Origin of the sequence: Plebeiibacterium sediminum (assembly GCF_026013605.1) — a bacterium.
GTDB classification, from domain to species: domain Bacteria; phylum Bacteroidota; class Bacteroidia; order Bacteroidales; family Marinilabiliaceae; genus Saccharicrinis; species Saccharicrinis sediminus.
Genome location: NZ_JAPDPJ010000007.1, coordinates 72,823 through 88,647 on the forward strand (window position 1 = coordinate 72,823; position 15,825 = coordinate 88,647).

13 protein-coding genes are annotated in these 15,825 nt (G+C 33.0%); 8 read left to right on the plus strand and 5 right to left on the minus strand.

Annotated elements, in window-relative coordinates:
- Positions 1 to 15: 15 nt before the first annotated feature.
- The gene (locus OM075_RS05385) at positions 16 to 1,704 is read left to right on the plus strand and encodes a DEAD/DEAH box helicase (RefSeq protein WP_301189458.1); all 1,689 of its coding nucleotides are present in this window, start codon (positions 16 to 18) and stop codon (positions 1,702 to 1,704) included.
- A 198-nt stretch (positions 1,705 to 1,902) separates the two neighbouring features.
- Here OM075_RS05385 and OM075_RS05390 read toward each other — a convergent pair whose 3' ends face one another.
- The 5 genes from OM075_RS05390 to OM075_RS05410 form a co-directional block, all read right to left on the minus strand.
- Positions 1,903 to 2,463 (minus strand): NUMOD4 domain-containing protein, encoded by a 561-nt coding sequence (locus tag OM075_RS05390; protein WP_301189459.1) that lies wholly within the window; start codon positions 2,461 to 2,463, stop codon positions 1,903 to 1,905.
- A 286-nt stretch (positions 2,464 to 2,749) separates the two neighbouring features.
- Positions 2,750 to 3,820: a hypothetical protein gene (locus OM075_RS05395; protein WP_301189460.1), complete on the minus strand. Its 1,071-nt coding sequence runs from the start codon at positions 3,818 to 3,820 to the stop codon at positions 2,750 to 2,752.
- 2 nt (positions 3,821 to 3,822) lie between these two features.
- On the minus strand, positions 3,823 to 5,601 hold the full coding sequence (locus OM075_RS05400; RefSeq protein WP_301189461.1) for a chloride channel protein: 1,779 nt from the start codon (positions 5,599 to 5,601) through the stop codon (positions 3,823 to 3,825).
- Positions 5,602 to 5,850: 249 nt separating this feature from the next.
- A complete protein-coding gene (locus OM075_RS05405) occupies positions 5,851 to 6,054 on the minus strand; it encodes a hypothetical protein (RefSeq protein ID WP_301189462.1) in 204 nt (67 codons plus the stop codon).
- A 45-nt stretch (positions 6,055 to 6,099) separates the two neighbouring features.
- Positions 6,100 to 6,507 (minus strand): hypothetical protein, encoded by a 408-nt coding sequence (locus OM075_RS05410; RefSeq protein WP_301189463.1) that lies wholly within the window; start codon positions 6,505 to 6,507, stop codon positions 6,100 to 6,102.
- Between the two features lie 282 nt (positions 6,508 to 6,789).
- Between OM075_RS05410 and OM075_RS05415 the strand changes: the two genes are divergently transcribed.
- The 7 genes from OM075_RS05415 (at position 6,790) to OM075_RS05445 (ending at position 15,806) form a co-directional block, all read left to right on the plus strand.
- Complete coding sequence (locus tag OM075_RS05415) at positions 6,790 to 7,746, plus strand: NAD(P)H-dependent flavin oxidoreductase (RefSeq protein ID WP_301189464.1); 957 nt, start codon at positions 6,790 to 6,792, stop codon at positions 7,744 to 7,746.
- Between the two features lie 3 nt (positions 7,747 to 7,749).
- Positions 7,750 to 9,006 (plus strand): M16 family metallopeptidase, encoded by a 1,257-nt coding sequence (locus tag OM075_RS05420; protein WP_301189465.1) that lies wholly within the window; start codon positions 7,750 to 7,752, stop codon positions 9,004 to 9,006.
- Positions 9,000 to 10,277 carry a M16 family metallopeptidase gene (locus tag OM075_RS05425; RefSeq protein WP_301189466.1) on the plus strand — a complete coding sequence of 426 codons (1,278 nt, stop codon included), beginning with the start codon at positions 9,000 to 9,002 and terminating at the stop codon, positions 10,275 to 10,277. The genes OM075_RS05420 and OM075_RS05425 overlap by 7 nt, the downstream gene beginning before the upstream one ends.
- Before the next feature lie 73 nt (positions 10,278 to 10,350).
- Complete coding sequence (locus tag OM075_RS05430) at positions 10,351 to 12,570, plus strand: RelA/SpoT family protein (protein ID WP_301189467.1); 2,220 nt, start codon at positions 10,351 to 10,353, stop codon at positions 12,568 to 12,570.
- Between the two features lie 87 nt (positions 12,571 to 12,657).
- Positions 12,658 to 13,101, plus strand: a complete 444-nt coding sequence (locus tag OM075_RS05435; protein ID WP_301189468.1) for a Fur family transcriptional regulator — start codon at positions 12,658 to 12,660, stop codon at positions 13,099 to 13,101.
- A gap of 208 nt (positions 13,102 to 13,309) precedes the next feature.
- Positions 13,310 to 14,572, plus strand: coding sequence for an adenylosuccinate synthase (locus OM075_RS05440; RefSeq protein ID WP_301189469.1), 1,263 nt, complete (start codon positions 13,310 to 13,312; stop codon positions 14,570 to 14,572).
- Positions 14,573 to 14,711: 139 nt separating this feature from the next.
- Complete coding sequence (locus tag OM075_RS05445; RefSeq protein WP_301189470.1) at positions 14,712 to 15,806, plus strand: alanine racemase; 1,095 nt, start codon at positions 14,712 to 14,714, stop codon at positions 15,804 to 15,806.
- Positions 15,807 to 15,825: the final 19 nt, after the last annotated feature.

The window sequence follows — 15,825 nt, forward strand, 5'->3', positions numbered from 1 at the left end:
AAAAAAAGGTAGTTTATGATAACATTTGAAGAAACCGGCTTGTCTCCGGAAGTTCTAAAGGCGATTAATGAATTAGGGTATGTAAACCCAACTCCCATTCAGGAAAAAACAATTCCAGAATTAAAAGATGGTACAAACGATGTTGTTGCGTTAGCACAAACAGGAACAGGTAAAACTGCAGCTTTTAGTTTACCTATTATTGAACGTGTTGATTGTAATAATAAAAACGTTCAGGTACTGGTACTTTGTCCAACACGTGAGTTGGCACTGCAAATTACAAAAGATATCATTGCTTATTCCAAGTATATCTCAGATTTATATATCACAGCCGTATACGGTGGTGCTGATATTAGCAAACAAATGAGAGAGCTTAAAAAAGGTAGCCAGATTGTTGTGGGTACTCCAGGTAGAGTAAATGACTTATGTAAGAGAGGTGTACTTAAGTTGGATAAGTTGAATTATCTGGTACTTGATGAGGCAGATGAGATGTTGAATATGGGATTTAAAGAAGAACTAGATTCTATTATTTCAAATACTCCAGATACTCGCCAGTCCTTATTGTTTTCTGCAACAATGCCAAAAGAAATTGAAAGCATGGCCAATAGATATTTATCTAACCCAGTTCAATTGAAAGTTGGTAAGCAGAATGCAGGGGCAACAACAGTTGACCATATTTTTTACATGGTACATGCAAAGGATAGATATTTAGCTCTAAAACGTATTGCAGATATTAATCCGGATATTTATGGTATTGTATTTTGTCGTACTCGTCATGAAACAAAAGAAGTTGCTGAAAAATTGATGGCCGATGGTTACAATGCGGATGCATTGCACGGGGATTTATCTCAGGCTCAGAGAGATCAGGTAATGCATCGTTTCAGAAGCAGACACTTACAAATTCTTGTGGCAACCGATGTAGCAGCAAGGGGTATTGATGTTAACGATTTATCTCATGTAATTAATTATAATTTACCTGATGATATTGAGGCATATACACACCGAAGTGGAAGAACGGGACGTGCAGGTAAAACAGGAACTAGTATAGCAATTGTTCATACCAAAGAGTCAAGTAAGATTCGTGAGATTGAAAGAATTTCAGGAATTAAATTCAAGAGGGAGATGGTTCCTTCTGGGGCTGAAATTTGTACTCGTCAATTGTTCCACTTAGTGGACCGTGTTGAGAATGTGGAGATTAATCATGAGCAAATTGATTCTTTTTTACCTCAAATTATCGAAAAATTATCAGGTTTTGATAGAGAAGATTTGATTAAACGATTTGTATCTGTAGAGTTTAATAGATTTATTTCTTACTACGAAGGATCAAAAGACTTAAACGTTTATAAAAAAGATATAGTACAAGATCGTCCAGGAAGAAGAGGAAACGAAAAGTTTGGTAGGTTATATATCAATGTAGGTAAAGCTCACGGATTAACAGCCCAGCGTTTGATGGGAATAGTTAACGAAAACACTGATAAAAAGAAAGTAAGCTTTGGTAAAATTGAAATATTAAGGAATTTTACATTTTTTGAAGTGGATGAAGGTGGACAAAAAATGGTTATATCTGCATTAAAAGGAGTTAAGTTTGAGAGTGAAAAACTTCATGTAGAACCAGCTACTGCAAAGCCACCAAAAAGAAATCAAAGAAAGAAATTTGATAATAATAATAACAATAATAGTCGTTCTGATAATCGAAGAAGACGATAAAGAATGGAGTAATACTATAGGTCAGTTTATTTTTTAATCTGACAACAAGATAAAAAAAAGGGTTTCAATTATTGAAACCTTTTTTTTATTCTCATAGTTAAATCAAAAGAGACTGTCCGGTTTGAAGAGACAGCTCTTTTAATGATAGTAGTATAGAATGATAAGTTAGGGAGGTACTTCTTTAATATTTTTTAGTAGTTAAACTTCTGTCCAACTTACTTTATTTTTTATTCTTGATATTTGCATTTCGCTTACGCAAAATAGCTGTGCTATAATTTTTTGTTTTCTTCCGTTAGCCAGCATGTCTTTAATTGCACCAACATCAGACTGACTGAGTTTTGAATTTGTAACAATCCGACCTCTTTTTTTTCTTCCTTTTATTAGTTTTGGTTTTGACCTGTCAAAACTAATTTGCCTTGTGCACCATTCAAGATTGCTAACATGATTATTTAATTTGTTCCAATCTTTATGTATAACAACATCAAAAGAATCATTTTCTTTTGAAAGAAACATCTCAGCAACTAATTTATGTATTAATAAAGTTTTTTTTTCGCCTTCGATTTTTAAATTAACACTGTTATAACCTTTTATGTTACCAAGTTTAATAATCTTTCCTTTTGGGTGGCACTTATAACAATAACTTTTTATTCTGCCATAGTTGCTTACCTCGTATTTGAAATCAGTATATGGAATCTCTTTCCATTCTTCATCAAATATTTGTCTCAAGTTTGTTTTGGGAAGGTTTTCTTTAATTTCCATTTTCAGAGTAAATGTTAAATACTTTCTGTCCGATAAATGAACTTATATTTTGGTTAAAATTTGTATGACAAAAGTAGCTTTATTACTTGAAAGTACCAAATACACAGGGGTTTGTAGGTGGTTTTGTAGGTGTTCGGTATATGTGTTTTTATAGGTTTTTTTAAATGAGGTATGATTTTTTATGTATGAATAACCCTGTTTTTTAAATAAAGAAAAAGTGAATTTTTTTTGAAAAAAATTAAATGTTCAACAATTTATGAACTGGATTTTGGGTATGGGAAACACTTTATTTTCTATGTATATATGTAAGTATTTTATATTCTAAAAATATAGCTAAGTTAAAAGCTGGACAATAAAATCTATAATGAAATAATGACATTGGGGCTAATTTCTGAATGAAAGAATTTCCAAATGCAGACAGCATTCCTGCTGTAAACCACCAATGACTGATTATCTCAGGTGAGATGTTTATTTCTGATTTATTTTGAGGTATACAGTTTAGTTTATATAATGAGGTTGTTAGTAGCAAGTATTCATATGGAGTAGCAGTTTTTTGAAGTGCTAGGTTTATGTCATTTATTAGTTTTTGTTTGCAATGGCCTAAATATTTGGTAGATGATATCAATCGTGAAATATGGTATAGTATGATGCAGGTGTTAGGATATTCAGGTGAAGATTTGAATGCAGATTTGAAATATAATGAATTTAAAATAGTGATTTCAATAAGTTTAAGACTCTCAAAATCATTTTCATTCAATTCAAAGTTGTTATTGTTAACCCATAGAAATAAATTACTTAGAACACATACGTCAAATTCAATGGGCATTTTTTCTCCAAACCAGGTTGAGTAAGCCTTTAAATGCTTTAGGTTTTCATGTCCATTTTTAATATAATTTTTAACGGAATTAGCATGTTGAGTTATTGTTTGCTTGGTTTTGAAGGCATCAGGATAGGCAGGTTGTAGGCATAGTTGCACTAATGATGTTGTATCGATATCATCAGGTAAAACAAATTTATCAAGTTTCGAATAGAGGATGCCATTGGGAAAATGTTTACCTGGTTTCTTTTGCCAAAAGTTATAAGAATTACGTTCCGGTTTGTTTGTATAGTCTTGAAAATTTGGTTTTATATCGTTAATGATATAAGCAGCAATTTCTTTTTCATTTTCTGTAAAATGTGTATTTAAGGAATTGATGATATAAGCAATTGAAGCAGAAAAGAATATGTTATCATCAGGTATGCTTTTTCTTAACAGGGGATTCTTTCTGTAGGATGGAAATATCCCTTTTGCAAAATATCTTCTATCATTATTAACCTGAATCTGTCTAATCTTATTTAGAATTTCTGTACTTGTCATATTTAATAGTGGGACGAAAATCTTTTTAATTGGTTTCTGTATGCAGTAAATGCGTTTGCTCTTGAGATAAAACCGCGATATTTTCCCTTGTTAATTACTGCAATATTAAATCGACCTGATTTTCTAAAGATTTCAACAAGGTCTTCCATACTATCGTCGGGACTGATAAAATATTCAGGCATATACATAATATCTTTTACTTTGATTTTATCATATTGCTCTGGTTGAAAAATGATTACTCTAATGTCATCCATTTTTACCATCCCCTGAAGTATTCCTTCTTCATCAACTACAGGGAAAAGGTTTCGGTGAGCTTTGGAGATTACTTTAACTAAGTCCCCAAGAGTTGCATCAGGAGAAATAATTGCAAAATCTGTTTCAATTAATTTATTTACATCCATCATAGTCATGATATTCTGGTCTTTATCATGAGTTAATAACTCTTTACGTTGGGCTAATTGATGGGTGTAAACAGAATGTTTTTCAAAAGTTTTAGCAACAACAAAACTAATTGTTGCTGTAATCATAAGAGGAAGAAACATGGTGTACCCTCCGGATAAATCTGCAATTAAAAATAATCCGGTTAAAGGAGCATGTAGCACTCCGGCAATTAAACCGGCCATGCCAATTAGTGCAAAATTTTTAACTGGTAAATCAATCCATCCAAATTTATTAATAATAGTAGCAAATAAAACACCGGTGTTAGCGCCCATGAAAAGTGTAGGAGCAAATATACCTCCAACGCCACCACTACCAAAGGTAACTGAGGTTGCAATTACTTTTACTCCAATGGTGAGTGTCATTATAATCAGAAAGTTTACAAATGATTCATTTAGATGACTAAAAATGCCCACATCATGCAAATAACTTAACTCTCCGTTTAATGCACCATTTATAACTTCATAACCTTCACCAAATAAGTGAGGGAAAAATATCATTAATATTCCAAGACAGAAAGCTCCGATTGCAAGTCGGCTCCATCCATTGTTAATCTTTTCAAATAAATGTTCTATGTATTTATACATACGAGTAAAATAGGTTGCCACGAAGCCACAAGCAAGGCCTAATAATACATAAAAAGTAAGTTCTCTTAAAGTATAAGTATGCTCAACAACAAACGGATATACCACCTCCTGACCTAAAAATAAATATGATACAACCACAGCAGATGCTGAAGATAGCAATAAAGGAACAAGAGATGTTAAAGTTAAATCGAGCATAATTACCTCCAGAGCAAATACAATTGCAGCAATGGGTGCTTTAAAAATAGCAGACATAGCGCCTGCACAGGCACAGCCTAGTAATAAGGTAATTTGTCTGTAATTTAAATGAAGTAATTTCCCAAGATTTGCTCCAATTGCTGCACCTGTTGATACTGTAGGTCCTTCCAGTCCTACAGAACCTCCAAATCCAACAGTAAAAGAACTTGCAATTACGGAAGAAATCATATTGTGCCGATTCATCTTGCCCTGATTTTTTGATATGGCATATAATACATTAGGTATACCATGTCGAACAGGCCTACGTACTACGTATTTTATAAACAATACAGTTAACAATACACCAACTCCGGGAGCAATTAAATACAACCATTCAAAACCACTTAGTGCTATGGTGTCGTGCACTATATGGTGGATATATCCTACTGATTTTTTGATGATAACAGCTGCAGTTCCGGCTGCAATTCCTGTTATTATACTAAGGATAATTAAAAATTGTCTGTTACTGACGTGTCTTAATCTCCAAATCAATATTTTTTTTAGTAGTTTTTCTCCAGACATTCTTTCTCAATTCAGATTTAAGTTCTATTCTATTTTCCAGAATAATTAGCTAGTGGATTAACCTGTTTCAATTTATGAAATATTTGTTTTGATATACAATGTAAAAAGTAATATTGTTTATTCTTTTTTATCCGGAATGTTTGTGTTTGTGTGCTGTAATGTGTAATTGATTGTATAATAGGGAAAAAGAAAGTCCCCTTTTTTAAATAAAAAGAGGACTTGAGTTGGTTAATTGAAGCCGGATATCCTTTATGGCATAGGAATACCTAATTCTTTTTCTATTAACATAAATAACTCCATGTGAGTTTTGTTCTCAATTGTACCTTGTGCACAATTACGTTTTAAAAATCGTTTTACATTTTCATCTTTGCCATATAAATGAGCAAAGTAATTAATTTTGTGTGTTTCGTTGGATTTAAAAACCTGGTTGTCGTAAAGTTTGTTTCGTGCCATAAGTGAAAATTTTAGGTTAATTGATTATTAAGGGATGTCGTAATTTTATCCTACGTTTTTGTGCGTTGTACTATTGTTGTTATTGCATCTCCTTATCCAGCGTATTGCATCTTTTAAGCAAGCAAAATGTTCGCATTGAATCTTTGAGTCGGAAATAAGTTTTTTAAATACTGAGCATAATAAAGATTCTCTGTGTCTACAAACGGTTACTGCTAAGTTGACTTTATCGTAATGAGTTGTGGCATCTCTAATGTCATTTAAAACTCCTGTTATATTTGAATATTCTACATTTTTAACACCATTGGGAGCAATAAAAACTAAATTCAAAATTCTTGAAATGGATTTGTTGTTTCTGATAAAATTGCAGAATTCACAGAACTCCTCCCTTGATGTTCTTTGCTCAAAATAAATTTCATATAAATCTTTTGAGAAATCTTTTTTTATAGCAATCATGTGTTGATAATTTAGGTTTAAGTATTGAGGATACTGAAATTAATGAAAATGTTTGACAAATTTGATATGATCATAAAAAAAATAGCCATTTTTATAAAATCGACTTATTTGTTTGTATTGTTGGTGTTTATAATGAGTTGGTGTTTGTTTAAACAAATAATGGGGGATAATCCTTTTGCTTTTGATTAAAAGTAATGGAGTAGCTTAAATCTATTCTTATTAGCATATTAATAAAACATTTATAAATTGATATCTTTGCAAGCTGATTAAAATAAAAATTACATGGAAAATAAAATAACTTCTTTATTCGGAATTAAGTACCCTATAATTCAGGGAGGAATGGTTTGGTGTAGCGGATGGAAATTGGCTTCTGCAGTTAGTAATAATGGAGGTCTTGGACTTATAGGGGCCGGATCAATGTATCCTGATGTGTTAAGGGAACATATCTCTAAAATGAAAGAAGCTACAGATAAACCATGGGGTGTAAATGTGCCATTATTATACCCGAATATTGATGAACTAATTGATATTATAATTGAAGAAGGCGTAAAAATTGTTTTTACTAGTGCAGGTAATCCAGCTAAGTACACAAGTAAGTTAAAAGAAAATGGAATAACTGTTGTTCACGTAATAGCAAATAGCCGCTTTGCAAAAAAATGTGAAGATAGTGGTGTGGACGCAATTGTAGCAGAAGGGTTTGAAGCTGGAGGTCATAATAGTAGAGAGGAAACTACTACAATGGTTTTAATTCCTCAAATCAGAAAAGTAACCTCATTACCGATTATTGCTGCCGGGGGTATTGGTTCTGGTAGTGCAATGCTTGCTGCAATGGCTTTGGGAGCTGATGGGGTACAAGTTGGATCACGGTTTGCCGCAAGTAAAGAATCTTCTGCACATCCAGATTTCCTTCAAAAAGTTATTGAAGCTGGAGAAGGTGGCACAACATTAACATTAAAACAACTGGCACCAGTAAGATTAATTCATAATAAATTCTCTGATCGCGTAGCTGAAGCACAAAAAAGAGGGGCATCAGTAGAAGAATTAAAAGAAATGTTAGGTAAAGGTCGTGCAAAAATGGGAATGTTTTTGGGAGACCTGGATGAAGGTGAATTGGAGATTGGTCAGGTTTCATCAATGATTACTGAAATAAAAACAGTTAAAGAAATTATTGATGAAATGATTAATGAGTACAACAGTATTAAAGAAAATATTACACGAAATAGCGCATATCAGTTTTAAAGGATGATAGAAATAAAAAAGTATAAGCTGGATAATGGTTTAAGATTGATCGTACATCAGGATAAAACAACTCCATTAGCAGCTATTAATGTATTGTATGATGTTGGTGCAAAGGATGAGGATGAATCAAAAACAGGATTTGCGCATTTGTTTGAACATTTAATGTTTGGCGGAAGTAAGAATATTCATTCTTATGATGAACCATTACAAAAGGTAGGTGGAGATAATAATGTATGGACAAGCAATGATTTAACCAATTATTATATCACATTACCTGCTGCAAATCTGGAAACCGGTTTGTGGTTGGAGTCGGACAGAATGCTGGAGTTGGACTTTTCGCAAGAGTCATTGGATATACAGAAAAAGGTTGTTGTAGAAGAGTACAAACAAAGGTATTTGAATCAACCTTATGGGGATGTTCCACTTTTATTAAGACCATTGGCATATAAAGTACATCCATACAAATGGCCAACCATAGGTGCAGATATTAAGCATATTGAGGATGCAAATCTTGAAGATGTAAAAAACTTTTTTTACTCACATTATGCTCCTAATAATGCAATAATAAGTATTACAGGGAATGTAGATCCAGATGAGACTTTTGAATTGGTTAAAAAATGGTTTGATGATATTCCTTATCGTGATGTTATACAAAGACAATTGCCGGAAGAGCCAGTGCAAGATGAAATGCGTGAATTAACCGTTGAAAGGGATGTACCTTCAGATATGTTTCAAATGGTTTTTCATATGTGTGGAAGAAAAGATGATGATTATTATGCTATGGATTTATTATCAGATGTTCTTTCAAATGGATCAAGTTCCAGATTATATCAAAGGTTAGTGAAACAGAAAAAATGTTTTACTGATGTTCATGCTTATATTTCAGGAGATATTGAAAATGGCTTATTTACATTTGCCGGTAATGTTTCTGATGATGTATTGATTTATGATGCAGAAAAAGCCATATGGGAGGAAATTGAAGAGATTAAAGCTACCATAGTAGATGAATATGAACTACAGAAAGTAAAGAATAAGGTAGAGTCAACACTTACATTTTCTGAAATTAACTTTTTAAATAAGGCTATGAATTTAGCTCAGTTTGAATTGTTGGGAGAGGCTGAAGATATAAATAAAGAAGTGGATAGATATCAGAAAGTAACAGCACAGGAAATCAATGCTTGCGCAAATAAAATATTAGAGGAACGTAATTGTTCTAAATTATACTATCTGTCAACTGCTAAAAAGGGGAAAATATGTTAATGAGAAATGCAGCACCATCTTTTGAGTTACCGATGGGTTTGAATATTTTAGGTAGTGATAATTTTAAATTGAATAATGATATTCCTGTTGATATCATCAATGGCGGAACCCAGGATGTTGTTAAAATAGATTTTATTTTTCCGGCGGGATCAGTACAGGCTTCAAAACCTTTGGTGGCTTCTTTTACAAACTATCTGATGCAAGAGGGAACGCAGAATTATTCTTCTGCAGAGATAGCTGAAAAAATTGATTATTATGGAGCCTTTCTTGGACAGGCAACTAATTATCATCATTCACAAATAACGTTGTATGCTTTAACAAAATATCTTCCGGATCTATTGCCAATTGTAGAAGACATCATCAAGCGTCCAGAATACAGTGAGCATGAATTTCAGGTATATTGGGCAAAAAAGAAGCAGGATTTCATGGTTGATTCAGAAAAGGTTAAGATTCTTGCTTATAGAAAATCTCAGGAAGTTCTTTTTGGAGAGCAACATCCATATGGAAAAGTAGCCAAACTGCATCATTATGATGAAATTTCAACAGATGACTTAAAGGCGTTTCACAAAGCTCAATATGCGTCAAATTTGTGTAAAATTATTGTAGCAGGAAAGCCAGGCCAGGATTTTATTTCATTATTGAATACATATTTTGGTGGCGAAGACTGGAAAAATGATACTGTTATTAAAGACGAGATTCCTGAGTTTGATACAGAAACAGGAGTTGAGCATATTATAACAAAAGATAATGCGATGCAAAGTGCCATTCGTATTGTTCGAAATTCTGTTACAAAGTCTCATCCTGACTATTTGCCATTAATGGTTCTGAATACCTTGTTTGGTGGGTATTTTGGATCAAGATTGATGACTAACTTACGTGAGGAGAAAGGATTGACCTATGGAATTTCATCTTATATTACTTCTTTTGTTAAAGCTGGAATAATTGGTGTTTCCACTGAAGTATTAGCAGAAAAAAGAGATTTGGCAGTTGAGGAAGTTTTTAACGAAATGGATAAACTGTGTAGCGAAATGGTGCCCGAAGAAGAATTAACGCGAGTTAAAAATTTTATGTTGGGTGATTTAATGCGTAATCTGGATGGTCCTTTTGCTGTTTCTGAAGCATATAGAGGGTTGCTTGGATTTGATCTTGAGATTGACTTTTTTAAACGTTTGGAAGAAACAATTGCTAATATTACACCTGAAGAAATAATGCGTTTAGCAAAGAAGTATTTTGTTAAAGAGGATTTTCATGTTGTAATTGCAGGTAAATAGCATTTTTTTAGTATAATTGCTAGTTAAAAAAATGCTTAAATTGTAAGCTTTAATATTGTCTGGTTTTTAATCAATGAGTGAAGTTTTGTCCGAAATACAGGAGAATGAAATCATCAGAAAAGAGTATGAGGCTTTAATTAACTTAAGTCCGCAGTGTCAAACTGAAAAAGGACTAAAGTTAGTTAATAAGGCTTTTGATTTGGCGCGAGAAGCACATAAAGGTGTGCGCCGAAAGTCTGGTGAACCATATATTTTACATCCATTAGCAGTAGCAAGAATAGTTACTGAAGAGATTGGGTTGGGTAGTACAGGTGCTGCCGCAGCCTTGCTTCATGATGTCATTGAAGATACAGATTATACTTATGAAGATTTAGAAGCTATTTTTGGTACAAAGGTAGCTTCGATTGTTGATGGACTTACAAAACTATCCGGTGTTTTTGATAAGAATCAGTCTGCTCAGGCAGAGAACTTTCGTAAGTTGTTGCTTACGATGGTGGAGGACGTACGGGTTATTATCATAAAGCTAGCGGATAGGTTGCACAATATGCGTACATTAGGTTCTATGCCTGAGCATAAGCGTCTTAAAATTGCAGGCGAAACGTTGTTCATGTACGCTCCAATTGCACACCGTTTAGGCTTGTATGCCTTGAAAACAGAACTAGAGGATTTAAGTCTAAAATACGAACATCCTAATGTATATCAGGATATTGTAAGTCAAATTGAGCATAAGGAGTTAAAAGATAAAGATATTCTTAATAAGTTTATTGCTCCTATTAAGCAGGTTTTAGATAAGGCTGGCATTGAGTACGATATAAAATCACGACCAAAATCGGTTTATTCTATATGGAATAAAATGCAGAAAAAGAATATTCCGGTTGATGAGATTTATGATGTACTTGCAATTCGAATCGTTTTTAAGCAAAATACACTAACGCCAGAGAAAGCTCAATGTTGGAATGTATATTCTCTTATTACAGATATATATAAACCAAAGCCCGATCGTTTAAGAGACTGGGTGAGTACTCCCAAAGCCAATGGCTATGAAGCTTTGCATGCCACAGTAATGGGACCTGCAGGTAAGTGGGTTGAGATTCAGATCAGAAGTGAAAGGATGGATGAGATTGCTGAACGAGGACTCGCAGCTCATTATAAATATAAAGGAGGTCAGGAAAAAGAATCAGAATTAGAAAACTGGTTAGGCCGAATTAAGGATATGCTTGAAAATCCATCTTCTGATTCACTTGAATTTTTAGACGATTTTAAGCTTAATTTATTTGCTTCGGAGATCATGATTTTTACTCCGAAGGGGGAAGTGAAAATCTTGCCAAAGGGAGCCACAGCTTTGGATTTTGCTTTTGAAATTCATACGAAATTAGGCTATAAATGTATTGGAGCAAAGGTCAATTACAAATTAGTACCTGTCACTTATCAACTTAAGAGTGGTGATCAGGTTGAAATTTTGACTTCAGAAAAACAAACTCCAAAATATGAATGGCTTAAAACTGTTTCTACAGCAAAAGCTAAAAAAGCAATTAAAGATGCCTTTAAAAGAGAGCGGAAGGAAATTGTAGCTATTGGTGAAAAACTGGTTGAAGAGGCGTTGAATAAGAAGAAACTTACAACCAATAACAGAATTTTAAACAAACTGCTACGATATCATAATATTGAGCGAAAAGAGGAATTATATCTCAAAATAGGAAGTGAAAGAATTTCCTTAGATAATCTGGATAAAATTCTAAAAGAAAAAACGTCAAATAAATTTATCAAATACTGGTCACTGTCATTTGGCGGTGGAAAAAAAGGAAAGCAAGAACCACAAAAGATTGATAAAAAGAAACCTTTTGTGCTTTCAGATGATACAGACACTAATAATTACATTATTGCAAGTTGTTGTAATCCTATTCCAGGAGATGATGTGGTAGGGTATGTTGATGATGATGAAAAAGTAATTTTGCACAGTCGTAAATGCCCTGTTGCAATTAAATTAATGTCTAGTCAGGGAAATAAAATAGTATCTGCTGATTGGACTACTCATAAACTCCTTTCCTTTTTAGCAATCATTAATCTTACAGGAATTGATCAGATTGGTATTGTAAGTAAAATAACCAAGGTAATTTCAGACGACCAGAATGTAAATATGAGGTCAATTCATGTTGAAAGTCATGATGGAATCTTTGATGGAGTAATAAATCTTTATATTCATAATGTGGAAGATTTGAATAATTTGATTTATAATATCATGAAAATCAAAGGTGTTTATACGGTTACTCGTCAGGAAAGAATTCAAAAGTAATATCTTGTTTTAATTTAGTCTAAACAATCGTTTCATTATTTAGGTAAAATATTTATCTTTAGCCAGCTATTTATAATTGGTTTATTTATGGATAAGGTGAAAACAAAAGAGGTGGTAAAACAAATTTTCACTGAGTTTCTGCAAAAGAATGGCCACCGGAAAACGCCTGAAAGGTTTGCAATACTAGAGGAAATATACACCAGAGATGGTCATTTTGACATCGAGTCGCTTTATATTTTTATGAAAAATAAAAATTATAGAGTGAGCAGGGCAACATTGTACAATACAATTGATTTGCTATTAGAGTGTAAACTGGTTATAAAGCATCAGTTTGGGAAAAATATTGCCCAATTTGAAAAGTCTTTTGAATCCAAACAGCACGATCATTTAATATGTACGCATTGTGGCAGTGTGATTGAATTTTGTGATCCGGGGATTCAAACTATTTTGAACAATGCTAAAGAAACTATGGAGTTTACAGTTTCTCATCATTCGCTGTATATATATGGAGTTTGTAAAAACTGTCAATAACCAACAATACCTATAATAGATTAATAAGTATCAACATTATGTTGAGTATTCTTCTCTTAAAACGTCATAATTTACAGGGAATTGGATAATTGCGTGAAAAATATATTAAAAACCATGACATTATCCCATTTTTAATAGTTATTTTTGCTGGTCGAAAAATTAGCCGACAGTATCTTACCAGATATTAAAAAGTTTAAAACCATATATAATGAAAGTTGATGTTCTTCTTGGTCTTCAATGGGGAGACGAGGGTAAAGGAAAAGTTGTGGACGTACTTACGCCCAAATATGATGTTATCACCAGATTTCAAGGAGGCCCTAATGCAGGCCATACTTTAGAGTTTAATAACATTAAGCATGTATTGCATAACATCCCTTCTGGCATTTTCCATACTACCAAAATGAATATTATTGGTAATGGAGTAGTTCTTGATCCAATAAGTTTTAAACAAGAAGTTGATGAACTTGAGGCAAAGGGTATGGATTTATCTCAAAACCTACTTATTTCCAAAAAAGCGCATTTAATATTGCCAACTCACAGAATTTTAGATGCTGCATCTGAAGCCTCAAAGGGTAAGACTAAAATTGGTTCTACATTAAAAGGAATTGGCCCAACATATATGGATAAGACCGGAAGAAACGGACTTCGTGTTGGAGATATTATAAATAATTTTGAAGCCAAATATGAAGAGCTAAAGAAAAAGCATGAACAGCTTCTTTCAATGTATGATTTTGAATATAATATTGAGGATTTTGAGAAAGGATTGAAAGAAGGAATTGAGTGTTTAAAAAAGTTCAAGTTAATTGATAGTGAACATAAAATAAATGAATATATTAAAAATGGACAAACTGTTTTAGCTGAAGGAGCTCAGGGTACATTGCTTGATATTGATTTTGGTTCTTATCCTTTTGTTACTTCTTCAAACACTATTTGTGCAGGAGCTTGTACAGGTATGGGGGTAGCTCCAAATAAAATTGGAGAAGTATTCGGAATTTTTAAAGCATACTGTACTCGTGTAGGTAGTGGTCCATTCCCTACTGAACTGGAAGATGCAACTGGTGAAGAATTACGTGAGGCTGGTCATGAATTTGGTGCAACAACAGGTCGCCCAAGAAGATGTGGTTGGTTAGATTTAGTAGCATTAAAATATTCAGTTATGATTAATGGAGTTACTCAATTAATTATGACTAAAGGTGATGTTTTAAGTTCTTTTGAAACTATAAAAGTAGCAACTTCATATATTATTGATGGAGTTGAAACTACAGAATTTCCTTATGAGTTGCCTGATAAAATTGAGGTTGGTTATACAGAGCTTCCTGGCTGGAAAGCTGATCTTACAGGAATGAAATCAGAAGATGAATTTCCTGAAGAATTAAAAAATTATATCACATATCTCGAAAAAGAGTTAGAAGTGCCTATTACTATTGTTTCAGTTGGTCCGGATAGAGATCAGACTATTGTTAGAAGCTAATAGTATTACTATAAAATATATAATGCCTGATTAACTTATGTTGATCAGGCTTTTTTTTATGATGTAGTCTAAGAATTTCTTTTTCATTTTGTGGAATTGAATTCATTTATATATTTTGGTGAATTCTAAAATAGAATCAATGCCAAAGATAAAAGAACCTACATTATTGCTAAATACTGATATTTGTAAAAGAAATATCAGAAGTATGAATAATCGTGTTAAACAGTGGGGTGGATACTTTAGACCTCATTTTAAAACACATCAATCTGCACAAATAGGAGAGTGGTATAAAAGTGAAGGTGTTGAAAGTATTACGGTTTCCTCCTTTAAAATGGCTCGGTATTTTGCTTTAAATGGTTGGAATGATATTACAGTGGCTTTAACAGCAACCATTTTAAATGTTGATATCATTAATGACTTGGCATCTAAAATAAACCTCAATATTCTGGTAGAAGATAATGCTACAATTTATGCTTTAGAAGCAGCTTTAGATCATCCGGTAGGTGTTTTTATAAAGGCTGATACGGGTTATCATAGAACAGGGATAGATGTTAGTGATTTGTCAGTTGTTAAATTTGTTCTTAATGAATTGAAAGATAAAAAGAAGCTAATATTTATAGGGTTCTTAACGCATGCAGGAAATACATATAAATGTAAAAAAGAGTCAGAAATTATAGAAATTACCCAAAATAGTCTGAATAAGTTTTTATCTCTTAAAGCTTTCTTAAAAGACGATTTCCCATTGATGCAACTTTCCTGGGGGGATACCCCAAGTTGTTCTGTTTTTGATAATTTCTATGGTGTTGATGAGTTCCGGCCTGGAAACTTTGTTTTTTATGATTATATGCAGTCGTTAATAGGAAGTTGCATGCTCACTGATATAGCTGTATGTTTAGCAGCTCCTGTTTTAGCAGTACATCCTGTGCGTAATGAGATGGTTATGCATGCTGGTGCTGTTCATTTATCTAAAGATTTTGTTGTATTGGAGGATGGAACGAAATCGTACGGTAAGGCAATAAGAATAAGTAATGGAAAATGGGATGTAGATACTGTAATTGGTGAGGTGACTTCTTTGTCGCAAGAACATGGTGTTATTTCTTTAAAGCAAAATTATTATAGTGATTTAAACCCGGGAGATGTAATTGGTATTTTACCTGTTCATTCGTGTTTAACCGCCAATTTGATGAAAGAATTTTTAACTGAAGATGGTAACCTTATCTCTATGATGGAGTAGAAATAGGAATAGATCTATA